Raw genomic sequence first — 26,971 nt, 5'->3', positions numbered from 1 at the left:
GTAGCCGTGGCCCAGTGCGCACAATCATTTGTTCAGGAGCAATTTTCATGGCGACCATCACCTACTCCTTCAATAATTTCGTTCCCGAGTTCGTCGTCAACAGCACGACAGACGGCTACCAGTTCCGGCCCGATGTTGCGGTCCTGGAAAACGGTGATCTGTTCTTTACCTTCGAGACCGGCGACCTGGCATTCCAGGATGTGGTGTTCCGGCGCTTTGACTCGAACGGCAATGCGCTCGACGTAGGCGACAGGCTGGTGTCGGCTGGTGGAGGTTCAGACATCGAGGATGATTCAGCCGTCGCGGTTCTCTCGAACGGCAATGTGGTGGTCGTCAACGAGGATGACGACGGCGGCCCGGAAGACGACGTGGAGTTCCATATCTTCGACCCGTCGGGCGCCATAGTCGATACGCAGAACATCGTTACGCAAGCGGAGGGCCAAGCCACCGACAATCAGACCGACCCGGTGGTCGCCGCGCTTGCAGGCGGGGGTTTCGTGGTGGCATACACCGATGAGTTCGCCGGCTCCGGAACGAATACCAACGCCGAATTCGTGATCTACAACAATGACGGCTCCTTACGAGCCGGCCCGGTAATCGCGGGCGGCGCCGGGTCAGCATTGTCAGTGTCGCAGCCTGCGGTGGTCGGCCTGACCGGCGGCAACTTCGTCGTCACCTGGACCGAAGATGTCGGCGGTGGCGACCTCAACGTCATTTCCCGGGTTTATGATTCCATAGGCAACGCGGTTAGCGCGGAGATCACGGCCGTTTTCCAGCCCGACAACCAGTATGATCCGGCGCTTGCCGCACTCCCGAATGGCGGCTTCGCCCTTGCCTATATTGACCAATACAACGGCGCAGCGACGAACACCGAGCTCGAAGTTGGATTCTTTGATGCCTCGGGCAATGAAACAGACACCCGCACGATCGATTTTGGTACCGATCTGATCTCCCACTGCGATATCGCTGTGATCTCCAGCAATTACCTGCTGGTGAGCTACACGTCGGACCGCAACGGAAACAGCGATGTGTTCGCCCAGGTGTTCGACTTCTCAGGCAACGAGATAGGTGAGGAGTTCAACCTGGAGGTTACGACTGGGGTGCAGACTGCTTCGAGTGTGGCGGGCATGGGCGGAGGCCGTTTCTTCGCGGCATGGAACGATAGCGAGGCCGCTGGCGCGGACGCTTCCGGCACCCACGTGGCCGCGCAGGGTACCCAGTTCATCCGCACCACGACAGGCGATGCAACGAACGAGACGCTGACTGGCGATGATCTGCGCGATATCATGTATGGAGCCGGCGGCAACGATACGCTGAACGGGGGCGCTGGTGCCGACACAATGTCCGGCGGACTTGGCGACGACATCTACATCGTGGCTGCAACCGGCGATGTCACGTTCGAGTTTGCCGGCCAGGGCACCGACACGGTGCGCTCCTACATCGACTGGACGCTAGCCGCCAATGTCGAGCGGCTGGAGTTGCAGGGCTCGGGCGATCTGAATGGCACTGGCAACGCGCTGAACAATACGCTGGTCGGCAATGCCGGCAACAACCTGCTCAATGGCGGCGCCGGCAACGACTACATGGTGGGCGGCGGCGGGGATGACATCTTCGTGGTCGCCGCAGCCGGCGACAGCACGATCGAGAACGCCGGCCAGGGAACGGACACGGTCCGTTCGTATATCGACTGGGGGCTGGCCGCCAATGTCGAGCGGCTGGAGTTGCAGGGCTCAGGCAACCTTAGCGGCACCGGCAATGCGCTGAACAACACGCTGGTCGGCAATGCCGGCAACAATTTGCTCAATGGCGGCGCGGGAAACGACTATATGGTGGGCGGCGGAGGCGATGACATATTCGTCGTCGCGGCCGCGGGAGACAACACGATCGAGAATGCCGGCCAGGGGACGGATACGGTTCGCTCCTACATTGACCGGACACTGGCCAACAATGTCGAGCGGCTGGAACTGCTGGGCGCAGGCGATCTGAACGGCACCGGCAATACGCTCGACAACACCCTGGTCGGCAATTCGGGCGCCAACATACTCAGCGGAGATAACGGCAACGACTACATCACCGGCGGGGCTGGCAATGACACGCTGAACGGTGGCGCCGGCAATGACACGCTGATCGGCGGTGCAGGCAGCGACATCCTCAACGGCGGCACTGGAAACGATCGGTTCGATTTCGACCTGGTTTCCCACAGCCCGGCCGGACCGGCGCTGCGCGACTCGATCGTCGGCGGCTTCAGCCACGGCTTCGATCTGATCGATCTCTCGACAATCGACGCCAACACGCTCGCCGGCGGCAACCAGGCCTTTTCGTTTATCGGCAGCGCGGCATTTTCCGGCGTCGCCGGCCAGCTTCGTTACTCGAACTACAACGGCACCGTGATCATCGACGCCGATGTGAACGGCGATTCGACCGCCGACATGCAGATCCTGGTCGCCGGCACCAACTTCATGGCGGGCACCGACTTCATCGTCTGAGTCCGTTCCCCCGGAAGAGCCCGCTTCGTCGAGTTCTCCCGGCTACATTTGCAGATTCATCATCCTGCCAGTCGCTGAAACGCAAAAAGCCCCGCCGTCCCGTGAAGGGACGGCGGGTTACCTAGTACCGTCCCGATATGAGCTCAGTCCGCGCGAAATTCCGAGGCGGTGCGGGCTGACGCTACAGGGGTCAACCGTAAGAAAGTCAAAAGCCGAATCTCAACCCATGTCCCATTTTGCGGGAACGATAGGGGTCACCCTTATAACTCGTCCCTCTCATCCCGCAAATTCGACACCACGCGGCGGTTTTGCGAGCGGCAGGCGGTGTCGGGGCAGTTGCGGACGAGGCGGTCCTTGCCGTAGCCCTTGGCCCACATGCGATTGCGGCCGATGCCGCCGGCGGCGAGGTAGTTCATCACCGCGTCGGCGCGCTGCTGCGACAGCGCCGTTTCGCTGGAGCCGGGATCGTCGGCGAAACCTTGCAGCTTGAGCAGCCAGCGCGGATGTTTCGTGAGCCATGCAATTTGCGTGTCGAGGGTTGCCCTGGCGACGGAATCGAGCGCCGCCGAGCCTTGCGTGAAATAGGTGCGGCGGCCGACATTGAGGATAAAATCCTCCTCGCTACCCGACTGCACGTTCTGGAAGCCGGCGACCTCGGTGTTGGTGACGTCGGGCGTGGCGGGCGCCAGCGTGTTGCTGGTCGAGCAGGACGCGGCCAGCACCAGCATGCCGGCAGCAAGCAGCCGGCGCGTATTTTCAATCATGCGGTTCATGGACGGTTCATTCGACAGCGGTTGAAGCCTGGTCGGCAATGTGCGGCAGGACCTGCACCGCCGTTCCTATGGGCGAACGCTGGTAGAGGTCGATGATGTCCTCCGGGAACATGCGGATGCAGCCGCTGGAGGCGTCGGTGCCGATGCTCCACGGCTCAAGCGTGCCGTGCAGGCGGTAGCCTGTGTCGGCGCCATTGCGGTGGAGGTAGAGCGCGCGCGGCCCGAGCGGGTTGTTGGGCGCGCCGCCGGCGACCATGTGCGGCAGGTCGGGCCTGCGCTTGCGCATTTCGGGGGGCGGGACCCATTGCGGCCACAGGGCGCGGCGGTCGATGGTCGCGCGGCCGTACCATTTGAAGCCTTCCTTGCCGACGCCGACGCCGTAGCGGATGGCAGTCTTGTTCTCCATGATCACGTAAAGAAAATGATGGCGCGTATCGACCACGATCGTGCCGACCGGCTCGCTGCTGAAATATTTGACGATCTGGCGATGCCAGCGTTTGTCGATCTTGGCGAAATTGGTCTTGCGGTAGACGAAATTGTTGTCGCTGGCCGTGCCGGCGAAAAAGGATTTTGCAGCGGCGGCCTCAGCGATATTGCCGGATGCACCCGCGGCGACCAGCGCCAGGGCGCCGAGCACGACATTCCTGCGTGAAAAAACCATCGGCAATATTCCCCCCGTGCCAAAAGCCTGCGGACCATAATTGAGAATTACTTCGCCTCAAAGTGGAAAATGCGGCGTTGCTTCGCTCGTCGATTCCGGCCGATCTCACCGAGGCGTTACTGGACCGATGGCCGCCGGGAGCTATGTTTTTGCCTGGCGGGCGCAAGCAGCATCGGGAGAGTTTCATGACCACACCGGCCATCACGCAGGCGATGATCGACGCCTATGACGAGTACACCCATCTGACGCTGGACCGCCGCGGTTTCATGGAGAAGCTGACCAGGCTCGCCGGCTCGGGCGCGGCGGCCGCCGTGATCGCGCCGATGCTGGCGGCGAATTCGGCTCAGGCGGCGATCGTCGCCGAGGACGATGCGCGGCTCAAGGCCGAGGACATCACCTGGCCGGGCGAGGGCGGCGACATGAAAGGCTATCTCGTCCAGCCGGCGGAGGCGGGCGGCAAGCTCGGAACGGTCATCGTCATCCACGAGAATCGCGGCTTGAACGCGCATATACGCGACGTGGCGCGGCGCATGGCGCTGGAAGGTTTCGTGGCGCTGGCGCCGGATTTTCTGTCGCCGCTCGGCGGCACGCCCGAGGACGAGGACAAGGCGCGCGAGATGATCGGGCAGCTCGACGCCGCGCAGACCGTCGCCAATGGCGTGGCGACCGTGGCGTTTCTCGGCAGCCATGAAGCGGGCAACGGCAAGGTTGGCGCGGTCGGCTTCTGCTGGGGCGGCGGCGCGGTCAACGACTTGGCGGTGAATGCGCCGGAACTCGACGCCGCTGTCGCCTATTACGGGCGGCAGGCCAAGCCGGAGGATGCGGCCAAGATCAACGCGCCGCTGCTCCTGCACTATGCCGGGCAGGATGAGCGCATCAATGCCGGGATCGACGCCTACAAGGCGGCGCTGGAGGCCGCCGGCAAGGAGTTCACGATCCATATGTACGAGGGCGCGCAGCACGCCTTCAACAACGATACGTCGGAAGCGCGCTACAACAAGGAAGCGGCCGATCTCGCCTGGGGGCGGACCGTGGCGTTCTTCAAGGAGAAGCTCGCAGCGTGATGACCGACGCGCCGGAAAAGCATGTTTTCGAGCCGGCGGACGGCATTCCCAATAGTCCGCTGCCGCTGCTGATCTGGCGGGACCGCACCCCGCGTGAAGCGCGTGACGGCCGGAGCGTCTGCGCGCTCTACGAGAAGAACGGCTGGAGCGGCACCTGGGTCTATACGGTGTACCCGTTCTGGCACTTCCACACGCTCGGCCACGAAGTGCTTGCCTGCGTATCGGGAAACGCGCGCATCGGCTTCGGCGGAGATGCCGGCATCGCTGCGGATGTTTCCGTCGGCGACGTCTGCATCGTGCCCGCCGGCGTGGGCCACAAGCGGCTCGACGGTTCCAGCGATTTCCAGATGGCCGGCGGCTATCCGCCTGGCCAGCGAGGCGACATCGTCAAACCGGGCGACATCGAGATTGGGCTTGCGGCGCAGGCGATCGCGGGTCTTGCCTTGCCGGAAACCGACCCAATCACCGGCCGCGCCGACGGGGTGGTCGAGATCTGGCGGCAGCCAACGGACTGACGGGTAGCGGCCTCAGCCGTAGCCGCGCTTCATGCGCGCCTGCTTGAGGATCACCCGCCAGCGGATCATGTCGAGCGGGATCGGGTCGTTGTTATTGGCGATGTGGAAGATCTCGTTGTTGAGGTTCTTCAGCGTGCGCCAGAAATCGTAATCGGTCAGGCGGGGATCGTCGGCGAGTTTGTCCGACGCCTTTTCGATATCGATTCTCATAGTCCGTCCTCAAGCCGACTCTTGCCCCAGCCGCTGCTTGCATTCCACTTCGGCCCCTTTGTTCACGAGTCGCGACTGCCAAACAATCGAACAGGTTTATTGTTCACAGTGAAAATCGATTAAGGTTAACGGCGACAGGGGCGGGCCGGCTCAGGTGGTCTTGCGGCGAATGCTGATCGAGCGGCCGGCGCGCTCGGGCATGGGCAGGGCGGCATGCGCGGCGCGCATCGCCTCGACCTTGGCCATGATGTCGGCCGGGAACGGCGCGACCTTGGGACCGGCCATGTCGACATGCAGCGAGAGCTGCTCGGAGGTGGCGGCCAGCCAGCCGTCGACATGGCGGATCTCCTGGTAGGCGCGCAGCCGCTTCTCGTCGTGGTCGAGGAGTTGGAAGGTGACCGTCACATTGTGGCCGAGATGCAGTTCCTGGACATAACAGATGTGGACTTCGGCCGTGTAGATGGTCAGCCGGCGCTCCTTGGCGTAATTGGGGCCGAGCCCCATGATTTCGAAGGCGTCGTCGGAACAGCGGTCGAAAAGCACGTTGTAATAGGCCATGTTGAGATGGCCGTTATAGTCGATCCAGTCCTTTTCGAGTTCCATGATGCGGGAGACGAATGGGGCGGGGATGGGCATTGGTGATCCTCGATATTCTGGCTGGACAAAGCGCGGCAGTCGGCGGATTAGGACCATAATCATGAGACAAGGACCAGCGCTGGTCCATTCGCGGAGGATTTGATGGCGCTAAGCGACCTGCGGACAGTTGAACGCAACGAAGCCGGCATCGAGGCTGCGCTGGGCATATTGAAGCAGCGCTTCGGCGAACGGTTCCAGACCGGCGCGGCGATTCGCGGGCAGCACGCGCACACCACGACTTATATCCCGGCGCAGGCGCCGGACGGCGTGGCGTTTCCCGAATCGGCGGAGGAGGTGCAGGAGATCGTAAAGGTCTGCGCCGAGCACCGCGTGCCGGTGATCGCGTTCGGCGTGGGCTCTTCGCTGGAAGGCCATGTCAACGCGCCGGGCGGGGGCATCTCGCTCGACACGTCGCGCATGAACCGGGTGCTTGCGGTCAATGCAGAGGACCTCGACTGCACGGTGGAGCCCGGCGTGACGCGCGAGGATCTGAACGCCTATCTGCGAGACACCGGCCTGTTCTTCCCGATCGATCCCGGCGCAAACGCCAGCCTCGGCGGCATGGCGGCGACGCGGGCGTCGGGCACCAACGCCGTGCGATACGGCACGATGCGCGAGAATGTGCTGGCGCTGAAGGCCGTGATGGCCGACGGGAGCATGGTGACGACGGCGCGGCGGGCGAAGAAAAGTTCGGCCGGCTACGATCTGACGCGGCTCCTGATCGGCTCGGAAGGCACGCTGGGCATCATCACTTCGCTGACGCTGAAGCTCTACGGCATACCGCAGGCGATTTCGGGCGGCGTCTGCCCGTTCCCGAGCGTGGAGGCTGCCTGCAATGCGGTGATCGCGACGATCCAGATGGGCATTCCGGTGGCGCGGATCGAACTGGTCAACGCCTTGCAGATGCGGGCGCTGAAGAACTATTCGAAGCTCGACTATCCCGAAAGCCCGTGCCTGTTCGTGGAGTTCCACGGCAGCGATGCGGGGGTCGCCGAACAGGCCGAGACGTTCGGAGAAATCGCCGCAGAGTTTGGTGGCGGGCCGTTCCTGTGGACAAGCGTGGCGGAGGAGCGGACGAAGCTTTGGAAAGCCAGGCACGACGCCTACTGGGCGTCGCTGACGCTGCGGCCCGGCGCCAAGGGCCTGTCGACGGACGTCTGCGTGCCGATCTCGCGGCTTGCCGAGTGCATCGCCGAGACCGAGGCGGATATCGCAGAAATGGGTCTGGTCGCGCCGATCGTCGGCCATGTCGGCGACGGCAATTTCCACACGCTGGTGCTGATGGATGTCGACGACCCCAAGGAGATCGCGCTCGCCGAAAAATTCGTGTCGCGGCTGACCATGCGGGCGATCGCCATGGAGGGCACCTGCACAGGCGAGCACGGGATCGGCCAGGGCAAGATGGGCTTTCTTGAGCACGAGCTCGGCCATGGCGTCGACATCATGCGCACGATCAAGGCCGCGCTCGACCCGCAGAATATTCTCAATCCGGGGAAGATACTGCCGGCGGCGCGGTAGCCTTCCGCCGCACTTGACCCGGCCGCGGCTTGAGCCGAAGCTTTCGATGCGGTGAGCGGTTTAAGGCGAGGACAGACAGATGGCGGTGTCGCGCAAGCAGGAAGAACGGGCGCTGAACAAAGACGAATGGCAGTTGGTGCAGAAGTCGCACCATCCGGCGGTGCAGGACCTGCCGGATGCCGACCTGCTCGGCCTGATCAAGTCGGTGCGCGAACGGCGCGACCGGGCGCAGGCGGAAGCGCACAGGAAACGCCGCGAAATGCGGGGCAAGGTGGTGCCGAAGGGTACTGAAGCGGCGACCAAGGACCAAGGCACGCAAGCCAAGCTCGAAGTGCTCGCCATGAGCATGCGGCGGCTGAACGGCGAACATGAGCGCAGGCGACGCCTCGCCGCAAAGCTCGATCTCGTCGAAAAGTCGCGCAATACGCTGGCTCTGAAACAAAAGAAGGCCGGCAACGGCCCCGATTTCAACGCCCGCCACGCGCACCAGGGCATGCGCGCGGTGGAGAGCGTGAAGCGGAAGGACCTGGTCCGGCCGATGGAGCGCGGACGGCAGCGCAAGGCCGCCGCGGTTGCGCAGGCAAAGCGCGACGCCCGCTAACTCGCCGAAGCGACCCCAGCCAGCACCACTCCGCCCCACAGGATGAGCGCAGCCCCGGCGGCCTTGCCGATCCAGTGGCCGGCGGGGCTTAGCTTTTCGACCAGAACGAAGAGCGCGATGCCGGCGATCCAGGCGAAATTCATGACGCCGCCGACGAACAGGAGCAGCATCAGGAGCCAGCAGCAGCCGAGGCAGTAGAGGCCGTGACGCAGCCCCATGGCGAAGGCGCCGCTTTTTCCGCTCCGCCAGTTGGTCATCACGAAATCGAGCGGCGATCGGCACTGGCGGAGGCAGGCCTGCTTGAGCGGCGTCCATTGGTAGAGGCCGGCGCCGACCAGGATGATCCCGGCAAGGGCCGTGCTCGTCGTTTGCATCATCGGCGACAGCAGGGCGACCCTGTCGAAGCCGTATTGAAGCAGGACGGCTGCGATGCTGAAGGCGGCCCATAGAACGAGATAGCCGAACCCGAACAGGCTGGTCGGCCCGATCGTACTCGCCCCGGCGCTGCGCTTTCGCGCAATGGAATCGTAGAAGAGCAGCATCGGCACGGCGCTGGGCAGCATCATCGCCGTCATCATCGCCAGCCACATCAGAAGCATCAGCGCCGCGTAGCCGGCAGTCCAGACCGGCTTCGCCATCGGCATATCCATGCCCGGCATTTCCGGCATGGGCATCTCGACGCCCAGGAGCAGATAGGCCCACGAGGCGAGCACGACGCCCGCGACAATGGCGACGACAAGCGCCCGGTCGTGCCGGTGCAGCGCCGTCAGGAGCGGCATCGTTGGGCCCGGTCAGGCAGCGACGCCTTGCGGCGTCTGGACCACATGGGCCAACGAACTGTGCCCGCCGCTGGTCTGGAACCTGATCGCGCCCATGCTGCGTATGTTGGACGAGGCGATCTCCGCCATCCGGTGCTCGAAGCCCTCGGGCATCAACACCTGCGCGCGGTGCGGCTCTCCGGTCACCGGGTTCTTGATCGGCTCAACCTCGGTTTCGAGAACTCCGGGAACAATCATCCGCGCGGTGCGGCCATCCTTATCGAAGCTGAACTCGAACGGTGCGAGCACGGGGTCATGCATCTTCGTGACAATGAGGCTGAAAATGTGAAAGAGCGTTCCTTCCGCCGAATTCTCGCCCGACAGGATCGCACCCAAAGCATCGCGTTGTTCGGGGCTTGCGCGCTCGTCCAGGATCGGCTGGGCGTCGCCATTGCCTTCGTGAAGCGGGCCGGGAAAATGGACGGTGACAGCGAAATGCAGCCCGTCCAGGCTTACGTCGTTGAAATGGCCTTTGGTGATGCGCATGGCCACCAGGCCTTCGCATTCGCCGTTTGTCGGCCTCGCGTTGAAATCGCAGGGACAGCCGAACGCGCAATTACAATTCTTGAGCCACTCGCCTTCCAATCTCCAGTCTGCGGATGCCATGATTTCCTCCCTTGACCGATCGAAAACCGGACCCGGAACGATACCACGAAAGAACGTTGATGAATATCGACCGGGAGCTCTGATGGTGTTTGGGTTTGAATTTTCGGTTACGGGCGGCGAGCGTCCGCCCAGCTAACACGAACGGCCGCAAAGCGGACGAAGCGGTCGTTTGCCGCAAATGCTCCAATGGCCGCTTTCTGAGGGGCGGCTAAAAGCCGTCCCATCTGGCATGGCCACGAACTCTTGAGTTTGGCATATCCTTCACTGAGGAGAAGGTCAGCTACGCGCATGGGTGACGGTCTTCGAAAGCAAGCAACCGTCAGTTCAACACGAACCTACAGCTAAGAAAGTCTCATGGAGAACTCGTTCATAATACCGATTTAGGCTTCTGTGATCATCCTCAGTGACAGGGCGCGTGCTGACGCTCTGTGAGAACTTCAAAAGATACCCGTCAGGATCGAGAACCATGAACTGCCGCCGTGTATCCATGCAATCGGTCTTCCAAATTTCGGAAGTATAAAAGTCACGGAAAGGCTTAACCCCTTTCGAGAGAAGCCTGTCGTATACGTATTGAATGTCATCGACCATGAACTGAAAATTTATGCCCCGACCAAAGGGTTGTTGCAGCGCTTCGGGACGCCATGGCTCCCAACTCCCATCCAGCGTCCAATGTGCGATCATGATCTGAGCCTCGTTCAGCGATAGGTAGGCGTGGGGGTCTTGTCCGCGCCGTTGCGCCACTTTGAAGCCGACGGACTCTGTATAGAACTCCAACGATTTTTCGAAGTCAGAGCACCACAGCTCTGGAACCATTGGTTCGATTTCAAACGTCATTTTTTTCTCCGAGATGGCTAGATCAGATTCAATCGTAATTTCTCAAGTTAGCTTGAGGTCAAGGCAGAAATTGAACACGTTAGGACGGCTTTGCCGCGGAGACAGCCATAACCCTCCAGCCAAAGCCGGTCGGTTTCGTCGCGGCCGTAGCTTTGGCTAAGGTCCTTAGATTCTATTGTGCCGCAAACCCTTGGCAAAGCTCAGTTTGTTTTTGGCGTTTTTGACCGGTGTTACCAAACCAGACATTCGTGCAAGCTGCAGCATTGGTAGAAATGGGCTCAATTGAGCCGTTCGTCGGATTGTCGTGGAGACTGCAACGGCTCGAAAGCCGAAGCCGATACATTGCGGGGAACATCTCGGCAAAATTGCCACTTTATGCGAGGACTGATGACGGTAGAGTGCGAACCCGTTTCCAATCCATCGCGAGGAACTGATTCTGGCGCGGCTTTTTGTCATTATCGGCGGGTTGATCGTACTGGCGCTGACGGCGGCGCTGGTCGGGCCGTATCTCGTCGACTGGACATCCTATCGCGCTGATTTCGAGCGCGAGGCGAGCGCCATTCTCGGCCGCAAGGTGACGGTGGAGGGCGACGCCAGCGCGCGGCTGCTGCCGTTTCCCTCGGTGACGTTTTCGGATGTTTCGGTAGGCGGCGGGTCCGGCGAGCCGGCGATGACCGTCGAGACATTTTCGATGGACGCCGAACTCGCGCCGTTCCTGCGCGGCGAGGTTCTGATCTTTGACATGCGCATGGTGCGGCCGAAAGCGACGGTCGATGTAGCGGCCGACGGGACGGTGGACTGGACGGTGCGGCCGTCGACGCCGTTCCGGGCGAGCCAGATATCTTTGGAAAGGCTGACCGTCACCGAGGGCCAGGTTACGGTGCGGCACGCGGCGAGCGGTCGGACGCATGTGCTGTCGGAAATAAGCGCCGAGATATCGGCGCGGTCGTTTGCCGGGCCGTGGCGGGCGAACGGGACGATGAGAATGGACGGCATGCCGACCGCGCTGGCCGTCTCGACCGGCGTGCCGGACGGTGCCGGCCAGATGCGGCTTCGAATCAAGGCCGAGCCGCAACCCTATGGAATTGCTCTTGAAACGGACGGCAATGTCCGTCTCGAAAAGGGCGCGGCGGTCTATACCGGAGCGTTCAGGATAGCGGGCGGCAGAGGCGAGGCCGAGAGCCTTCACGGCAGCGACGGTCAGCCGGTGAAGGCGCTGGAGGGCAACCCCGGATACCGCATCAACGGGCGGTTCACCTTCGACCACAAGCGGCTCAGCCTGGATGAATTCCGCTTCGAAACCGGCCCGCTGGACAACCCCTACACGGCCGACGGAACCGCCTTCGTGGAGATCGGAGCGGAGCCGCGCTTCCTGGCAGAGACGAGCGGCGCGAAGGTGCGTTTCGACGAGGCGGTCGGGGCGGAGGAGGGCGCGAAACTGTCGCTGGCGCAGCGCATCGCTGCGCTGGAGGCGGCGCTGACCGGCCTGCCAAGGCCGGCGATACCGGGAGCCGTCAAGGTCGATTTGCCGGCTGTCGTGGTGGGCGATACGACGATCCGCAATGTGAGCCTTTCCGCCGAGCCGGCCGAGGGCGGCTGGAAGCTGGAATCGCTTGGCGCGACGCTGCCCGGGCGCACCACGCTGGAAGCCGACGGACTTTTGCGCACCGAAGGCGAATTCGGCTTCGACGGATCGCTGCTGCTCGCCATCAACCAGCCTTCGGGCTTCGCCGCATGGGTGGCCAAGGACGTGGACGACGCGATCCGGCGGCTGCCTGCGGCTGGGTTCAAGGCCGAAGTGGAGATGACGAAACAGCGCCAGCTTTTCAGCGAGTTGGAGCTGGTGCTCGGCGATGCGGTCTTCCACGGGGCCATCGACAGCCGCCAGCCAGCCGATCTGCGGCCTTCAGTCTTGCTCGAGCTCGACGGCGAGGCGCTTGATGTCGACGGACTGACGGCGTTCGCATCGCTGTTCGTCAGCGACCAGGGCACAAACCGGTTCGCCGACCGCGACCTCGATTTCCAGATCAAGGCCGGGCCGGTGAGCGCCGGCGGGCTGACGGCGGAGACCGTCGACACTGCGCTCCGGTTGCGGAGCGGCGTGCTCGAGATCGACCGGCTGGCGATCGGCGGGCTGGCCGGCGCGTCGGTCAGCGCAACCGGAACGATAAAAGGCTTTCCGGAAAATCCGACCGGCAATCTCGACGCCTCGGTGGTGGCGGTCGATTTGGCGCCGCTGGTTTCGCTGGCGGCGGCGCGCTACCCCGGCAATCCGCTGCTCGCCGGGCTGGACAAGCGGGCCGGGGCCTATCCGGGCTTGCTGGCCGATACCCGCATCGACCTGATCGCCAGCGCAGCGGCCAATGACGACGGCACGACGGGACTGGCGCTGAGCGTGCAGGGCGACGCCGGCGGATCGGCGATCTCGGCGACCCTGTCGGGCTCGGCCAAGGCCGGAGCGGTTGGCGAGGGCGAGCTGTCGCTGTCGCTTTCGGCGCGCAATGATGATGCGACATCGCTGATGGGGCTCGCCGGCCTGCCGGCTCTTCCGCTCGGCGCGGTAGGGCCGGGCGAAATGACGCTTTCGACCAAGGGCGAGCCGGCCGCCGGCATGGAAACGGCATTCACGCTTTCGGGAGACGATTTTCAGGCCGGTTTCAAGGGTACGTCCAGCTTCGGCGATCAGGGATTGGCGACGAAGGGGAAGGCCGAGCTGGAAAGCGCGGATCTGGAGCCATGGCTGATGACCAGTGGCGTTTCGCTGCCCGGAATGGGCTTTGGCATGCCAGTCTCGCTTGCGGGCGACGTCGACTATGCCGATGGTCTCCTGGTGCTTGCCGGCCTCAACGGCACGGTAAATGAAAATGCGGTGTCGGGCGACGTCAACGCCGAGATCGGCGAGGGGCTGCCGCATCTGACCGGCGCGCTGGCGCTCGATGCGCTCGACCTCGAACCGGCGGCGGCCATGCTGCTCGGCGAGACCGCACTGGCGCCAGAGGCGAGCGGCGGTTGGCCCTCCGTGCCCTTCCAGCCCAAGTCGGCTGCGCCCTTCACCGCCGAGATGGATATTTCCGCCGGAACGCTTGCGGCGGGCGCGGCGGCCAGCGCCTATGATGCGACGATGACCTTCCGGCTCGATGCGGAAGGCATGCGGGTATCGGACCTCAAAGGGAAGCTGTTCGGCGGCGATCTCGCCGGCCTGCTTGAACTCAAGAACAATGGCGGCACGGGACTGTTTTCAGGGCAGTTGTCGCTCGCCGGCGCGGATCTTGAAACGGCGCTGCCGGGCGCCGGGCTTTCGGGGGCAGGTGATTTCTCGACGACGCTGTCGGCCAGCGGCAAATCCGTCGGCGGCATGGTCGCGGCGCTGTCGGGTTCGGGCACCGCCGCACTCAAGGACCTGACCATCGCCGGCCTCAATAGCAAGGCGTTCCCGATCCTCATCTCCAGGGCCGACGCGATCGGCCGCGACATAGACGCGGCGCGGACGGCAGGTTTTGCGCCTGAGGTCGCGGCGGACGGCAGCTTTTCGGCGGAAGGGGCAGAGATCGCCTTCACCGTCGCCGGCGGGATACTCCGGGCGCCGCCGGTCAGCTTCGAAAACCAGGACGCGGCGGTAACGGCGGATGTCCGCGCCGACCTCAACACGCGGCAAGTCGCGGTTGAGGGGACGATCGCCTACAAGCCCGGCGACGAGGCGCTCGCCGGGTCCGAGCCGTCGCTGCGGTTTCGCCTGCAAGGCAGGCCGAGCGAGGCCGAGCGCGTGTTCGACAGCGAGCCGCTGGCGCAGTTCCTGACGCAGAGGGCGCTGGAGCGCGAACAGGCGCGCGTGGAAGCGATGCAGGCAGAGCTTCTGGAAAAGCAGCGGCTGCGGCGCGAGGTGCGGTACTACGCGGCGCTGCAGGAGGAGCGCGAACGCGCGGCCGAGCAGGCGCGGGTGGCGGAGGAAGCACGCCTGCGTGCATTGTCGGAGGCGGCTAGGGCCGAGGAAGAGGCGAGGCTGAAGGCCGAGGCCGAGGAAAAGGCCAGGCTCGAAGCCGAAGCCAAGGCGCGCGCCGAGGAAGAAGCGCGGCGCGCGGCAGAAGAGGCAGCCAACGAGGCTGCGCGGAGAAAGGCGGAGCAAGAGGCAAGACGGGCAGCGGACGAAAAAGCCCGCCGCGACGCCGAGGCGCCGCCGCCGGCCGACATCGAGCGGACGCCGTTGGCGGAGCCGAGAGCCGACGGCCCAGCCGCGACAATTCCGCCCGAGTCGAACAGGCCCCGGCCGAACGCGTTCGAGAGCTTCATCAGATCGCTGCAGAACCCGGAATAATTCCGTATCGTCCGTCATTTGGACGCCGTTTTTCCCACTGCATTTTGCGGAACATCCCCTGAACAGAAACGTTCAAATAGCGTCGCCGGACCAATAGGGCGGCGACGCGTCCAAATCCAAAGAAACAAGGAGGAAAGTCATGCCCAACCGTGACCTTGCGCCTTGGACGCGGTCCCGCGGAATCGCTCCATTCGCGCGCGATCCATTCACCTCTTTCCGACAGCAGATCGATCGGCTGTTCGACGATTTCCTGACGCCGATGGAAGCTCCGGCCCTGGCGGCCGGCCAGGATGGCGGCGTATGGCCGAGCGTTGATGTCGACGAGACGGAAAAGGCCTACAAGGTGACCGCCGAACTGCCGGGGATGGAGCAGAAGGATGTCGAAGTCACCCTGCGTGACAACGCCCTGATCATCAGCGGCGAAAAGCGGCGGGAGCACAAGGAAGAGAATGGCGGCCGGACCTATGCCGAACGCAGCTACGGCCGGTTCATGCGCTCCATCCCGCTGGACACAGAGGTAGATGCCGACAAGGTTCAGGCGAAGTTCAAGAATGGCATCCTGGCCGTCGAATTGCCGAAGAACCCTGCCGCCCGCGACAAGACGCGCCGCATCGAGGTGAAGTCGTAACAGACGCTCGCGCCTTCGGCCGGGCAGTCATCCCCACAGCCGCCGCGAATCCATCGCGGCGGCGGGGCTGAGTGCTCATTTTTCCGGCGCGTGGGCCGATTTGCGTTTCGCCTCGCCCAGCACGAACAGCCGAAGCGCTGACGACAGGTTCGCGTCGCGCGGGCGCGACGTATCGATCTCCGCGATCAGCGCTGCGAGTGGGATTTGCCGCTCGGCTGCTATAGCGACGAGTTCATCGAAGAAGGGCTGTTCGAGCGAGTAGCTGGTGCGGTGGCCGCGGATCGAGACCGAACGTTTGCGCACCAGGCTCACGCCTCGCCGTCTCCGGCCGGGCGTTCGCGGCGATGGCCTTCGAGAAAGCTTTGGGATCTCTTCGCAGCCTCGGCATCTCGGGTCTTCTCAGCCTTGCTGCGCCCATGGAGCGAGCGATTCTCTTCGGCCACGCGCTCTCTGTCGGCACGCGCCTTCTGCTTGCGCGCTTGCCGAAGATTCACGATTTCGGCCATGGCTATTTCTTGCGGAACGAGTCGAGCGAAACGACTTCGGCGCCCTTGGCTGGACCGGCTTCAGCGGCTGCCGCCGCGTCTTTTGCGGCTTCGGCGGGCTTTTTCTTCGACTCCGCCTTCTTGCCGCCGGCTGCCGGGGCGGGCGCGGCTTCGAGCTTCGGCGGCGGGGTCTGATCGGCAATCACCGCCGGACCTTCGGATTTGACGTCGAATTCGAGCTCGAAATTGACCGAGGGATCATAGAAGCCGCGGACGGCCGAGAAGGGTATTTCCAGCTTTTCCGGCACGTCTGAGAAGGACAGGCCGATTTCGAAGCCGGTTTCGGAGACTTTCAGGTCCCAATACTGGAACTGGACGACGATGGTCATCTGTTCCGGATAGCGCTCGCGCAGGCGGCTGGAGATGCGCACGCCCGGCGCGCCGGTCAGAAAGGTGATGAAGAAATGATGGCTGCCGGGGAGGCCGGTGCGCGCGACTTCCGCCAGGACCTTGCGCATGACCCCGCGCAACGCCTCCTGGGCAAGAATGTCGTAGCGGATGTGGTCCTCGGCCATATTGGAAGCGGTTCCGGTGAATCGTCAGCCCTACCTCTAATCAAGCTTCGCGCTGCCGTAAACCGGATATAGAACAACCGTGCGGGCCTGCCAACGCGGCAGGCGCCCGCATATGTTCGAAGCGGCTGTCAGGCAGGCGGGGAGGGGGCGTTTTCGGCGGGCTGCCGGCCGGATTTGCCGTAGGCGCGCAGGAAGGTCCGCACCGCGTTGGTGGCGGCAGTGCGCAATTCCTCTTCCGTGGGCGTGATGCCCAGCACGAACGACATTTGCAGGTCGGCGTTGATCAGCGCCAGGAACTGACGGGCGGCGACATCCGGGTCGTCCATTTCAAGGAGGCCGGCATGGGCGAGACGGGCGAAGCGGGCCGCAAGCGCTGCCCAGGTCTTGCCCGGGCCGTCCGTGCGCCAGGTCTCGAACAGTTCCGGATAGCGCTCGCCCTCGGTCTGGATCAGCTTGCGCAGGAACTTGCCGTCGCGGTTGCAGACGCAGTTCCGGTTCAGGCGCATGGCGAAGTCGATCAGGTCGGCTTCGAGGTCGCGCGGCTGGTCCGGGAAGGTGGCGAGGGTGGCGAAGACGCCGGCATTTGTGCGCTCGGTGATCTCGCGGACAACGGCGACGAACAGATTGGTCTTGTCGCCATGATGATTGTAGACGGTCTGTCGCGATACGCCGGCTTCGGCTGCGATCATGTCGATGTTGGCGCCGCCGTATCCCTCACGGCAAAACACGTTGGCGGCCGCGTCGAGGATCGAAACCCGTTTGGCGATATGGCCGCGCTGGGCGGCTGGTTCGAGGACCGTAATGTCAGGTGCTGGCATGAAAAGAAGATAAGCATGATTGACAAATTAGACAAGGCTGTCTAATTTTCTGGACAGAGCCTCATTCGGAGCGGATGGTTTGGAGGAGCCGGCCGATCCGCGGGGGAGAGGTCGAGAGCAGCCCCCGGCGCTCGGCTCAACTGGTCACAAGAGCCAAGAGAATCAAGCCATGACAACGAATTTCCTCCGCACAGCGGTCATTCTCGGCCTGTTGTCAGCCATCGGCCCCTTCGCCATCGACATGTATCTGCCCGCGCTGCCGACCATCGGCCAGGATCTGGCGGCCGGCACCGTCGCCGTGCAGATGAGCCTTCTGGTGTTCTTCCTCTCCATGGGTTTCGGCCAGATCGTGGTCGGGCCGATTTCCGACATGGTGGGGCGCAAGGCTCCGCTCTATTTCGGGCTGGCGCTGTTCGTGGTCGGCAGCATCGGCTCGGCGCTGGCACCCGACATAGGATGGCTGATAGCCTTCCGCTTCATCCAGGGTCTCGGCGCCTGCGCGGGCATGGTGGTGCCGCGCGCCGTGGTGCGCGACCTGCACACCGGAACGGAAGCTGCGCGGCTGATGTCGCTGCTGATGCTGGTGTTCTCGATCTCGCCTATCCTCGCGCCGCTGACCGGCAGCTTCATCATCGAGGGTTTCGGCTGGCGCGCCGTGTTCTGGGCGGTGACCATCGCCGCGCTGATCGCGGTCGTGCTTCTGGCCTTCGGCCTGAAGGAGACGCGTCCGGCCGGCCATAGGGTCGGCAGTTCGTTCGGCAGCGCGCTGGCCGGCTACAAATTCCTGATGGGGGACCGCAACTTCCTTGGACTGGCCTTCATCGGCGGCTTCGGCATATCGAGCTTCTTCGTCTATCTGGCGAGTTCATCCTTTGTGCTGATCGACCATTACGGCCTGTCGCCCTCGGTCTACAGCGTGTTCTTCTCGATCAATGCCGTCGCCTTCTTCGCGATGTCGCAGATGACCGGCATGCTCTCGGAGCGCTACGGGTTGAGGCGCGTGGTGCGCGTCGCCGTTTCCGGCTACGCCACGGTCATGGTCGTTCTTTTGGCGGTGATGGCGTCGGGCATGGACCAACTCGCCGTGTTGGCGTCGCTGCTCTTTGTCGGCTACGGCTTCCTGGGCCTGGTCATCCCCTCGACCTCGGTGCTGGCGATGGACGACCATGGCGAGATCGCGGGAACGGCCTCGGCGCTGATGGGAACGCTGCATTTCGCCACCGGCGCAGTCGCCATGGCGGTTGCCGGCCTCTTCTTCGACGGCACGCCGCTGCCCATGGTGATCGGCATCGCCGCCTGCGCGGTGATCGCCTTCGGCCTGACGCAGCTCACGCTGGACCGTGGCCGCGACGTGGCGGAAGCGCCGGCGGAGTAAATCTCCCTCGACTCTGCAATAAAAAAGGCCGGGAAACCCGGCCTTTTCATTATCTTTCGGAGCGTCGGATTTCGTCGACGACGAATTCGACCCGCTCCTCGACCGGTGCGCGCGGAACTTCGACCAATTGGTAGCCCGACTCACGGTAGGCCGAAGTAACCGCCTCGAAGGTGCGGATGGCCTCGGCGAAATCCTGCTTGCGCTCGGCATCCTGGGAGAAAATCTCCGGCCAAGGCGGGAGAGCGAAAACGCGCCGGTTGTAGCGAAAGGTCTCGGCGGCTGCGCTCACGTGAGGCGGCACGGGAAGACCTATCAGCCGGAAGTAGCCGGGAAGCTCCGGAATGCCGCGATCGAAAAAAATCGTGCCAGTCTCCCGGCGGGCCATGTCATAGGAGCGCATTTCCCAGGAGAGCATCAAGTTGGCGAAGAGGGCCGGATCGTTCCACGGCAGTGCCGGACCGGAAACCGCAACTTGTTGCTGGATGACACCGCGGCCCGCCTCAGCCGAACCGGCGAAGCCTCGTTCCCGCAAAGCATCGATCAATGTGCTCTTACCGGCTCCGGGACCGCCGGTGAGGATAAAAAAGCGTTGGTAATCCTCGGACATTTCTGTCGGCTCCTTTGTTGAATGAAAGGTGCCGGGCGCCCGTTCACAGCATGCGAGACGCGAGCGCACGGCAAAGCTGAACTGGGGAGGGAGAGAGGAAGGAAAGTGGAGGTTTCTGTTGCCAGGTACCTCCGAACCCCGCCTAGAAGTGCGAACCCCTAGGACTTGATTTGAAGCTATCGCACCGCATTAAGCGGCGAGACGTGCTTCCGCATAGTTGTCGTTTGCAACTACTAGGTTAGCCCGATAACGGTGGTACAATGCCGGGCGAAAGCACGATCTTTACACCTTCGTCGATCCTATTTCGCCCCCATCAGAAACCGCTCTCGAAAGCGGTTTTTGGTGGAGGCGCCGGGTACCGCCCCCGGGTCCGAACGGCTTATTTCATCGCCTGTTTATCGCCATAGCCGGACAAGCCGGCTCGATGAATATAGGAAGTCGCGGGCGAAAATGAAAGGCCGCAATGGCGTCAATCGGCGATATGCCATATGCGCCGGTTTTGGCGTCGGCTATGATCGCCCAAACCTCGAATCGAAGCGGCAGCGATGCGTCAATATCTCGACCTGTTAAACCATGTCCTTGAAAACGGCTCCGACCGCAGCGACCGCACCGGAACCGGCACGCGCTCGGTCTTCGGCTACCAGATGCGCTTCGATCTGGCGCAGGGCTTTCCCGTCACGACGACCAAGAAACTGCATTTGAAGTCGATCATCCACGAGCTTCTGTGGTTCCTGGCCGGCGACACGAATATCAAATACCTCAACGATCACGGCGTGACGATCTGGGACGAATGGGCCGACGAGAATGGCGATCTCGGCCCGGTCTACGGCAAGCAATGGCGCTCATGGCCGGCAGCGGACGGCGGCGAGATCGATCAGATCACCAATCTTCTGAAACAGTTGCGGACGAATCCTCATTCTCGGCGGCTGATCGTTTCGGCGTGGAACCCGGCCGAGGTCGACGCCATGGCGCTGCCGCCATGCCACTGTCTTTTCCAGTTCTACGTCTCCGACGGAAAGCTCTCGTGCCAGCTCTACCAGCGCTCCGCCGACATCTTTCTCGGCGTGCCGTTCAACATCGCTTCCTATGCGCTGCTGACGTTGATGGTGGCGCAGGTGGTCGGGCTGAAACCCGGCGACTTCGTCCACACGCTGGGCGACGCGCATCTTTACTCGAACCATTTCGAGCAGGCGCGCGAACAGCTTCGGCGCACGCCGAAACAGCTGCCAACCATGTGGATCAATCCGGAGGTGAAGGATCTGTTCGCCTTCCGCTTCGAGGATTTCCGACTCGAAAACTACGTCGCCGACGCGACCATCCGCGCGCCGATCGCGGTGTGATGATGGACATCGCGATCTATGTCGCCATTGCCGAAAACGGCGTGATCGGCCGCGAGGGTGGATTGCCGTGGAGGCTGTCGAGCGATCTGAAGCGCTTCAAGGCCGACACGATGGGCAAGCCGATCATCATGGGCCGCAAGACCTGGGAAGGAATCGGGCGGCCCTTGCCGGGGCGGCTGAACATCGTGGTCTCGCGCGATCCGGCGTTTCGCGCCGAAGGCGCCGAGACGGTGCGTTCGCTCGAGGAGGCGATCGCGCTGGCCAGGGCGCGCGGCCGCTGCATGGCCGGGGCGGATGAAATCTGCGTGATCGGCGGCGGCGAGATCTACCGGCAGGCGCTGCCGCTGGCTGACCGCCTGCATGTGACCCATGTACTGGCCGACGTTGAGGGAGATACGCGATTTCCCGATATAGACAGCAAAATCTGGCGGGCCATCCGGGTATTTGATGTGCCGGCGGGCGAGAAGGACAGCCATGCAACGCGCTATATGGTTTACGAGAGGCGCAGCAACGTGCATTGAGGGCGGGTTAGGACCGCTTCCTCCTCGAAATCGGCCCTCTGCGCAGCGGTCGCGTTGAAAGCGCGCTCTTGCACCCTTATAGAAGAGGTCAGGCAACACGCGCGCCAGTGAACGCTGACGCGCCGAGACTTCGTAACCGAAAGGACTTTCATGCCCTGGAACAATCAGAGCGGAGGCGGCGGCGGCCCATGGGGCGGCGGCGGCAATGGCGGGGGGCCGTGGGGTCAAGGCCCGCGGCCGAGCGGCCCGCAGGGATCTCCGCCCGATCTTGAAGACATCATCCGCCGCGGCCAGGACCGGCTGAAGAACGCACTGCCGGGAGGCGGCGCGGCAAGCCCGGCGCTGTTCGGGCTGATCGCGCTCGCCCTGCTGGCGTTCTGGGTGTTCCAGTCGGTCTATACCGTGCAGCCTGACGAACTGGCCGTGGAACTGCGCTTCGGCAAGCCCAAGGAAGAACTCTCCGGTCCGGGCCTGCATTTCCATTGGTGGCCGATCGAAACGGTCGAGATCGCCAACACGGCGGAAAAGCTGGTCGATCTTGGCGAAGTCCGCGGCAGCACCTCGTCGGGGCTGATGCTGTCGGGCGACCAGAATATCGTCGACGTCAAATTCTCGATCGCCTATCAGGTCTCCGATCCCAAGGCTTATCTGTTCAATGTCTCCAATGCGGATGAAATGGTGCGCCAGGTCGGCGAAAGCGCCATGCGCGAGGCAGTCGGACGCCGGCCTGCGCAGGACATCTTCCGCGATGACCGCCAGGGAATTGCGGACACCGTACGCGACATCATCCAGGGTACGCTCGACGCTTACGGCGCCGGGCTGACGATCAATGCGATCTCGATCGAGGACGCAGCGCCGCCGCGCGAAGGGGCGGACGCGTTCTACGAGGTGCAGCGCGCCGAGCAGGACGAGGACCGCTTCGTCGAGGAATCGAACCAGTATTCCAACCAGAAGCTCGGCCAGGCGCGCGGCGAGGCAGCACGTGTCCGGGAAGAAGCGGCCGCCTACAAGAACCGGGTGGTGCAGGAAGCCCAGGGTGAGGCGCAGCGCTTCATCTCGGTCTACGACGAATACGCCAAGGCGCCTGACGTTACGCGGCAGCGTCTGTTCATCGAAACCATGGAGAAGGTGCTGAAGGATTCCAACAAGGTCATCGTCGAGCAGGGCGGCAACGGACAGGGGGTCATCCCCTATCTGCCACTGCCGGAACTGCAAAAGCGCGCTCCAGCCCCCGCGGCTGCGGCTGAAGGAGTAAGCAACTGATGGCCAACCGTCTCCCCATCATCGGCGTCATCCTCGCCGTCATCCTGCTGCTCGTCTATTCGTCGATATTCGTGGTCAACGAGCGCGAGCAGGCCATCGTGCTGCGCTTCGGCGAAATCGTCGACGTGAAGAGCGAACCGGGCATCTATTTCAAGGCGCCATTCGGCATGTTCGAGGCCGACAATGTCCAGATTATCGAAGATCGCGTGCTTCGCTTCGACCTCGACGATATCCGCGTCCAGGTCTCGGGCGGCAAATTCTACGAGGTGGACGCGTTCGTAGCCTACCGCATCGCCGACCCGCGCACGTTCCGGCAGACGGTGTCGGGCAGCATACCACTGGCCGAGCAGCGGCTCAGGACCCGTCTCGACGCGGCGCTGCGCCGCGTGTACGGCGTGCGCGGCTTCGAAGCGGCGCTGTCGGATGAGCGCGCCTCGATGATGACCGAGGTGCGCGACCAGCTGCGTCCCGACGCGACGTCGCTCGGGCTGGAAATCGAGGATGTCCGCATCCGCCGGACCGACCTTACGGCCGAAGTGTCGCAGCAGACCTACGACCGTATGAAGGCCGAGCGCCTTGCCGAGGCTGAAAGGCTGCGAGCGCGCGGCCGGGAAGCGGCGGCGCGTATTCGGGCGCGGGCCGATCGCGAAGTGGTCGAGACGGTCGCGGAGGCGCGCAAGGAGTCGGAAATCCTGCGAGGCGAGGGCGAGGCCCAGCGCAATGCTATTTTCGCCGACGCCTTCCAGCGCGATCCGGACTTCTTCGAGTTCTACCGCTCGATGATCGCCTATGCCGCGGCGCTCGATCCAACGGGCACGACGATGGTGCTGTCGCCGGATTCCGAGTTCTTCCGGTATTTCCGCAGCCCGAGCGGTGCCGCTTCCTCATCGGGCGGCGCTCCGCGGACGGCGCCTAACGCGGGTCCGGCGGCCAGCGCGCCCGAGGCGGCGCCAGCCCCCAACGGAACGACCACGGGCGCCACGCAGCCGGACGCCGGCCAGTAAGCGTCGATGGCCGATTTCTTGGCCGCGCTGGGTCTGGTGCTGGTCGTGGAAGGCTTGGTCTATGGCGGATTTCCGACGCTGGCCAAGCGGCTTGCGTCGGAAGTGCTGTCGACGCCGGAAAGCGCGCTGCGGGCTGCCGGCCTTGCTGCGATCGCCATCGGGGTCGGCATCGTCTGGCTGGTGCGCGGGTAACGCAAGTTTGTGGCCAAGCCTGTGGGCAAGGCCGCAAACACGCCTTATTTCTCCAGAACATGGCGTGAACCGCGATCAGGCGGCACGTCATTCCAAAAACACCGGAGGCATATCCATGGCGACCAAGATCATCCTGCCAGCGGTGCGAAGGATATTGCCGACGGCGACCGCCGCCGCCCTTGCAGCCGCGGTGGCTGCGCCGTCCTTCATCGCGCCGGCCCTCGCGCAGACGCAGCCGCAACCGCAGACACAAGCAGCGCCGCCGGCGCAATCGCCGGCGCAACCTCAACCGCAGTTGCAGCCGTTGCGGCAGGGCCAGGGTCCTGCTTCGGTCGCCGATCTGGCCGAAGGGCTGCTCGGCGCCGTCGTGAACATCTCCACCTCACAGAATGTGAAGGGCGCGGAAGGCCCGAACTCCGTGCCGATGCCCGACCTGCCGGAGGGCTCGCCGTTCCAGGATTTTTTCGACGAGTTCTTCAATGACCGTGGCGGCAATGGCGGCGTCGGCCCGCAAAGAGTGCAGTCGCTCGGCTCCGGCTTCGTCGTCGATGCCGAAAAGGGCATCGTCATTACCAACAATCACGTGATTGCCGACGCGGATCAGATCGAGGTCAATTTCTCCGACGGTTCGACGCTTCAGGCCGAGCTCGTCGGCACCGACACCAAGACCGACCTCGCCGTTCTCAAGATCGACCCGTCGCTGAAGAAGCTGACTGCGGTCAAGTTCGGCGATTCCAACCAGATGCGCATCGGCGACTGGGTGATGGCGATCGGCAATCCGTTCGGGCTCGGCGGCACGGTGACGGTCGGCATCATTTCGGCGCGCAATCGCAACATCAATTCCGGTCCCTATGACGATTTCATCCAGACCGACGCCGCAATCAATCGCGGCAATTCCGGCGGGCCGCTGTTCAACATGCAGGGCGAGGTGGTCGGCATCAACACCGCCATCATCTCGCCGTCGGGCGGCTCGATCGGCATCGGATTCTCGATCCCGTCGGAATTGGCTGTCGGTGTGATCGGCCAGTTGACCGAATTCGGCGAGACGCGCCGCGGCTGGCTCGGCGTGCGCATTCAGCCCGTCACCGACGACATCGCCGAAACCCTCGACATGAAGATTGCCAAGGGCGCGCTGGTGGCTGGGATCATCAAAGGCGGTCCGGTCGACGACGGCACCATTCTGCCCGGCGACGTTATCATCAAGTTCGACGGCAAGGACGTCGACGAAATGCGCGACCTGCCGCGCGTGGTGGCCGAAAGCCCGGTCGGCAAGGCGGTCGATGTGGTGATCGTGCGCAAGGGCGTTGAGCAGACGGTGAAGGTCACGCTCGGCAGGCTGGAGGACGGTGAGAAGCTCGCCGAAAACGCCGAGGGCCAGCCCGAAGAAGAAGAAGGAGGCGAGGCTGTCGCCTCGGCGACCGTGCTTGGTATGACCATCGGCGAATTGAACGATGAAACGCGTACCAAATTCGGCGTCGCCGCGGACGTTTCGGGTGTCGTGATCACCGAGGTGGCGCCCGATTCCGCCGCCGCCGAGCGTGGCATTCTTGCCGGCGAGGTTATCACCGAAATCGCGCAGGAATCGGTTTCCTCGCCCAAGGCTGTGATGGACCGCATCGCCGCGCTGAAGGACCAGGGCCGCAAGAACGCGCTTCTGATGCTGGCTTCGAAGACCGGCGAGCTGCGCTTCGTGACGATCCGGATGGATTGAATCTGAAAGTCGTAGCAAGCGGCTGAAATGACAACGAAAGGAGCGGCTACAGGGCCGCTCTTTTTTGTTTCTTCCACTCATCGCGCGTCAGCCGGTAAAGCACATGGCGCCTGAGATGTGGATGGGTGTCGGGAACGTTCGGGTGATCGAAATCGCCTGCCGGGTCGCGCCGCATGCCGAGACGCTCCATGACGGCGGTCGAGCGAAAATTGTTCCAGACGGCGAAGGAGACGATCTCATCCAGCGAAAGCGCCTCGAAGCCGAAGCCGAGCCAGGCCTGAGCGGCTTCGGTTACGTAGCCCTTGCCCCAGTATTCGGGCGCAAGCCGCCAACCGATCTCGATCGTGCCGGCCGGAAACACCGGATCGAGGTCGGGCTCTTTCAGGCCGCAGAAACCGATGCATTCGCCGGTCGCCGCTATCTCGATGGCCGAAAAGCCGTAGCCGCGTTCGGCGATGCCGTCGCGCAGGCGGTCGAGAAACGTGTCGGATTCAGCGCGGTCGCGGCGGAACGGAAAGAATTCCATCACGCGATCATCGGAATTGATGCGGAAGAACAGATCGCGGTCGCGATCTTCCCAATTGCGCAGGATCAGGCGTTCGGTGCGGATCGGTGTCATGCTGCGAATTCCGAGCGACGATATCCCTGGATGTAGAGCAACGCGGTCAAATCGCCGTGATCGATGCGGAAGCCGGCTTCGGCTGCAACTGCAGGTTTAGCATGCAAGGCGACGCCCGTACCGGCGAGCCGGATCATGTCGAGGTCGTTGGCGCCGTCGCCGACGGCAATCGCATCGGCCGGCGTCAGACCGAGCCGGGCGGAGATATCCAGCAGCGCCTGGGCCTTTGCGGCACGGCCGAGAATGGGCTCTACGACCGTCCCGGCGAGCAGCCCGCCAGCCTCGACGACGAGGCGATTGGCGCGGTTTTCGTGAAAGCCGAGCATGTCGCCGATGCGCGAGGTGAACACATCGAAGCCGCCCGAAACAAGCGCGGTCCAGGCGCCGTGCTTTCGCATGGTCGAGACCAGTTCGCGGCCGCCCGAGGCGAGCGTCAGCCGGCCGGATATGATGCGGTCGATGACCTCGGCGTCCAGCCCCTTCAGTAGCGCCACGCGCTCGCGCAATGCGGGCTCGAAGGCGATTTCACCGTTCATGGAGCGCGCGGTGATGGCGGCGACATGCTCCTTGACGCCGATCTCGTCGGCGAGCTCGTCGATGCATTCCTGATCGATCATGGTGGAATCCATGTCGGCGATCAGAATTTTCTTGGCGCGTCCGTCGCGCTGCTGCACAACGACATCGACGGGCTCGGAGGCGACTGCCTGGCGCAGAGCAGCGAGGGCTTCCGGGGCGTCGAGGCCGGCGGGCAGAGCAAGGTCGCAGGCGACATCATCGGCCAGCCAGTCGGCCGCGGTCG

28 protein-coding genes and 1 other RNA gene are annotated in these 26,971 nt (G+C 63.6%); 14 read left to right on the top strand and 15 right to left on the bottom strand.

The features are described 5' to 3' along the window. Positions 1 to 47 precede the first annotated feature (47 nt). The gene (locus tag MAXJ12_RS34450) at positions 48 to 2,486 is read left to right on the top strand and encodes a calcium-binding protein (RefSeq protein WP_008837055.1); all 2,439 of its coding nucleotides are present in this window, start codon (positions 48 to 50) and stop codon (positions 2,484 to 2,486) included. A 260-nt stretch (positions 2,487 to 2,746) separates the two neighbouring features. Here the strand turns inward: MAXJ12_RS34450 and MAXJ12_RS16470 are convergent, their stop codons facing one another. Together MAXJ12_RS16470 and MAXJ12_RS16465 are read right to left on the bottom strand one after the other, a co-directional pair. Further along, positions 2,747 to 3,259: an OmpA family protein gene (locus tag MAXJ12_RS16470; RefSeq protein WP_008837054.1), complete on the bottom strand. Its 513-nt coding sequence runs from the start codon at positions 3,257 to 3,259 to the stop codon at positions 2,747 to 2,749. A gap of 7 nt (positions 3,260 to 3,266) precedes the next feature. Next, positions 3,267 to 3,920 (bottom strand): L,D-transpeptidase, encoded by a 654-nt coding sequence (locus MAXJ12_RS16465; RefSeq protein WP_008837053.1) that lies wholly within the window; start codon positions 3,918 to 3,920, stop codon positions 3,267 to 3,269. Between the two features lie 185 nt (positions 3,921 to 4,105). Here MAXJ12_RS16465 and MAXJ12_RS16460 point away from each other — a divergent pair, with 185 nt between their 5' ends. Together MAXJ12_RS16460 and MAXJ12_RS16455 are read left to right on the top strand one after the other, a co-directional pair. Then, positions 4,106 to 4,984: a dienelactone hydrolase family protein gene (locus tag MAXJ12_RS16460; RefSeq protein WP_040586547.1), complete on the top strand. Its 879-nt coding sequence runs from the start codon at positions 4,106 to 4,108 to the stop codon at positions 4,982 to 4,984. Next, entirely contained in the window at positions 4,984 to 5,499 is a 516-nt protein-coding gene (locus MAXJ12_RS16455; RefSeq protein ID WP_008837051.1) for a cupin domain-containing protein, read from the top strand. The genes MAXJ12_RS16460 and MAXJ12_RS16455 overlap by 1 nt, the downstream gene beginning before the upstream one ends. A 12-nt stretch (positions 5,500 to 5,511) precedes the next feature. On the opposite strand, the gene MAXJ12_RS16450 is transcribed toward MAXJ12_RS16455, so the two are convergent. Continuing rightward, positions 5,512 to 5,709 carry a hypothetical protein gene (locus MAXJ12_RS16450; RefSeq protein ID WP_008837050.1) on the bottom strand — a complete coding sequence of 66 codons (198 nt, stop codon included), beginning with the start codon at positions 5,707 to 5,709 and terminating at the stop codon, positions 5,512 to 5,514. Between the two features lie 150 nt (positions 5,710 to 5,859). Next, on the bottom strand, positions 5,860 to 6,345 hold the full coding sequence (locus MAXJ12_RS16445; RefSeq protein ID WP_008837049.1) for a thioesterase family protein: 486 nt from the start codon (positions 6,343 to 6,345) through the stop codon (positions 5,860 to 5,862). Between the two features lie 102 nt (positions 6,346 to 6,447). On the opposite strand from MAXJ12_RS16445, the gene MAXJ12_RS16440 reads away from it, so the two are divergent. Both MAXJ12_RS16440 and MAXJ12_RS16435 read left to right on the top strand, forming a co-directional pair. Then, positions 6,448 to 7,863: an FAD-binding oxidoreductase gene (locus MAXJ12_RS16440; protein WP_008837048.1), complete on the top strand. Its 1,416-nt coding sequence runs from the start codon at positions 6,448 to 6,450 to the stop codon at positions 7,861 to 7,863. A gap of 79 nt (positions 7,864 to 7,942) precedes the next feature. Further along, positions 7,943 to 8,464 (top strand): hypothetical protein, encoded by a 522-nt coding sequence (locus MAXJ12_RS16435; protein WP_008837047.1) that lies wholly within the window; start codon positions 7,943 to 7,945, stop codon positions 8,462 to 8,464. On the opposite strand, the gene MAXJ12_RS16430 is transcribed toward MAXJ12_RS16435, so the two are convergent. The 3 genes from MAXJ12_RS16430 to MAXJ12_RS16420 form a co-directional block, all read right to left on the bottom strand. Then, a complete protein-coding gene (locus tag MAXJ12_RS16430) occupies positions 8,461 to 9,243 on the bottom strand; it encodes a DUF2182 domain-containing protein (protein ID WP_008837046.1) in 783 nt (260 codons plus the stop codon). The two genes, MAXJ12_RS16435 and MAXJ12_RS16430, sit on opposite strands and share 4 nt — an antisense overlap. Positions 9,244 to 9,255: 12 nt before the next feature. Beyond that, positions 9,256 to 9,888 carry a DUF1326 domain-containing protein gene (locus MAXJ12_RS16425; protein ID WP_008837045.1) on the bottom strand — a complete coding sequence of 211 codons (633 nt, stop codon included), beginning with the start codon at positions 9,886 to 9,888 and terminating at the stop codon, positions 9,256 to 9,258. Between the two features lie 324 nt (positions 9,889 to 10,212). Continuing rightward, positions 10,213 to 10,722, bottom strand: a complete 510-nt coding sequence (locus tag MAXJ12_RS16420) for a VOC family protein (protein WP_008837044.1) — start codon at positions 10,720 to 10,722, stop codon at positions 10,213 to 10,215. Between the two features lie 433 nt (positions 10,723 to 11,155). Here MAXJ12_RS16420 and MAXJ12_RS16415 point away from each other — a divergent pair, with 433 nt between their 5' ends. Both MAXJ12_RS16415 and MAXJ12_RS16410 read left to right on the top strand, forming a co-directional pair. Continuing rightward, positions 11,156 to 15,034 (top strand): AsmA family protein, encoded by a 3,879-nt coding sequence (locus MAXJ12_RS16415; RefSeq protein WP_040586523.1) that lies wholly within the window; start codon positions 11,156 to 11,158, stop codon positions 15,032 to 15,034. Between the two features lie 139 nt (positions 15,035 to 15,173). Then, a complete protein-coding gene (locus MAXJ12_RS16410) occupies positions 15,174 to 15,662 on the top strand; it encodes an Hsp20/alpha crystallin family protein (RefSeq protein WP_008837042.1) in 489 nt (162 codons plus the stop codon). Positions 15,663 to 15,737: 75 nt separating this feature from the next. Here MAXJ12_RS16410 and MAXJ12_RS16405 read toward each other — a convergent pair whose 3' ends face one another. From MAXJ12_RS16405 to MAXJ12_RS16390, 4 genes are all read right to left on the bottom strand, one after another. Then, on the bottom strand, positions 15,738 to 15,974 hold the full coding sequence (locus MAXJ12_RS16405; protein ID WP_008837041.1) for a ribbon-helix-helix domain-containing protein: 237 nt from the start codon (positions 15,972 to 15,974) through the stop codon (positions 15,738 to 15,740). Next, positions 15,971 to 16,168 (bottom strand): DUF4169 family protein, encoded by a 198-nt coding sequence (locus MAXJ12_RS16400; protein WP_008837040.1) that lies wholly within the window; start codon positions 16,166 to 16,168, stop codon positions 15,971 to 15,973. Before MAXJ12_RS16400 ends, MAXJ12_RS16405 begins: the two co-directional genes overlap by 4 nt. Positions 16,169 to 16,170: 2 nt before the next feature. Continuing rightward, entirely contained in the window at positions 16,171 to 16,722 is a 552-nt protein-coding gene (locus tag MAXJ12_RS16395; protein ID WP_008837039.1) for an SspB family protein, read from the bottom strand. A gap of 128 nt (positions 16,723 to 16,850) precedes the next feature. Further along, the gene (locus tag MAXJ12_RS16390; RefSeq protein ID WP_008837038.1) at positions 16,851 to 17,540 is read right to left on the bottom strand and encodes a TetR/AcrR family transcriptional regulator; all 690 of its coding nucleotides are present in this window, start codon (positions 17,538 to 17,540) and stop codon (positions 16,851 to 16,853) included. 169 nt (positions 17,541 to 17,709) lie between these two features. On the opposite strand from MAXJ12_RS16390, the gene MAXJ12_RS16385 reads away from it, so the two are divergent. After that, on the top strand, positions 17,710 to 18,915 hold the full coding sequence (locus MAXJ12_RS16385) for a multidrug effflux MFS transporter (RefSeq protein ID WP_008837037.1): 1,206 nt from the start codon (positions 17,710 to 17,712) through the stop codon (positions 18,913 to 18,915). A 49-nt stretch (positions 18,916 to 18,964) separates the two neighbouring features. On the opposite strand, the gene MAXJ12_RS16380 is transcribed toward MAXJ12_RS16385, so the two are convergent. Together MAXJ12_RS16380 and ssrA are read right to left on the bottom strand one after the other, a co-directional pair. Next, positions 18,965 to 19,522: an AAA family ATPase gene (locus MAXJ12_RS16380; RefSeq protein ID WP_008837036.1), complete on the bottom strand. Its 558-nt coding sequence runs from the start codon at positions 19,520 to 19,522 to the stop codon at positions 18,965 to 18,967. Positions 19,523 to 19,626: 104 nt separating this feature from the next. Next, positions 19,627 to 19,982: a transfer-messenger RNA gene (ssrA, locus tag MAXJ12_RS35225) on the bottom strand. 85 nt (positions 19,983 to 20,067) lie between these two features. Between ssrA and MAXJ12_RS16375 the strand changes: the two genes are divergently transcribed. The 6 genes from MAXJ12_RS16375 to MAXJ12_RS16350 all read left to right on the top strand — a co-directional run bounded on the left by MAXJ12_RS16375 (position 20,068) and on the right by MAXJ12_RS16350 (position 25,553). Next, positions 20,068 to 20,862 carry a thymidylate synthase gene (locus MAXJ12_RS16375; RefSeq protein ID WP_008837035.1) on the top strand — a complete coding sequence of 265 codons (795 nt, stop codon included), beginning with the start codon at positions 20,068 to 20,070 and terminating at the stop codon, positions 20,860 to 20,862. Positions 20,863 to 20,864: 2 nt separating this feature from the next. Beyond that, entirely contained in the window at positions 20,865 to 21,383 is a 519-nt protein-coding gene (locus MAXJ12_RS16370; protein WP_040586518.1) for a dihydrofolate reductase, read from the top strand. Between the two features lie 150 nt (positions 21,384 to 21,533). Then, positions 21,534 to 22,646 (top strand): FtsH protease activity modulator HflK, encoded by a 1,113-nt coding sequence (gene hflK, locus MAXJ12_RS16365; protein WP_008837033.1) that lies wholly within the window; start codon positions 21,534 to 21,536, stop codon positions 22,644 to 22,646. Beyond that, on the top strand, positions 22,646 to 23,650 hold the full coding sequence (gene hflC / locus MAXJ12_RS16360; RefSeq protein ID WP_008837032.1) for a protease modulator HflC: 1,005 nt from the start codon (positions 22,646 to 22,648) through the stop codon (positions 23,648 to 23,650). Before hflK ends, hflC begins: the two co-directional genes overlap by 1 nt. A 6-nt stretch (positions 23,651 to 23,656) precedes the next feature. Next, on the top strand, positions 23,657 to 23,842 hold the full coding sequence (locus MAXJ12_RS16355) for a DUF2065 domain-containing protein (protein ID WP_008837031.1): 186 nt from the start codon (positions 23,657 to 23,659) through the stop codon (positions 23,840 to 23,842). Between the two features lie 115 nt (positions 23,843 to 23,957). Next, positions 23,958 to 25,553, top strand: a complete 1,596-nt coding sequence (locus MAXJ12_RS16350; RefSeq protein ID WP_008837030.1) for a DegQ family serine endoprotease — start codon at positions 23,958 to 23,960, stop codon at positions 25,551 to 25,553. A gap of 46 nt (positions 25,554 to 25,599) precedes the next feature. On the opposite strand, the gene MAXJ12_RS16345 is transcribed toward MAXJ12_RS16350, so the two are convergent. Next, the gene (locus MAXJ12_RS16345; RefSeq protein WP_008837029.1) at positions 25,600 to 26,172 is read right to left on the bottom strand and encodes a GNAT family N-acetyltransferase; all 573 of its coding nucleotides are present in this window, start codon (positions 26,170 to 26,172) and stop codon (positions 25,600 to 25,602) included. Continuing rightward, positions 26,169 to 26,971: phosphoserine phosphatase SerB (gene serB, locus MAXJ12_RS16340; protein ID WP_008837028.1), on the bottom strand; the 803-nt coding region annotated here is incomplete at its 5' end. The genes MAXJ12_RS16345 and serB, both read right to left, overlap by 4 nt.

The organism is Mesorhizobium alhagi CCNWXJ12-2 (assembly GCF_000236565.1).
Lineage (GTDB): Bacteria > Pseudomonadota > Alphaproteobacteria > Rhizobiales > Rhizobiaceae > Allomesorhizobium > Allomesorhizobium alhagi.
Note: the sequence above shows the minus strand (reverse complement) of the source record. Positions and strands in the feature narration are given on the sequence as shown.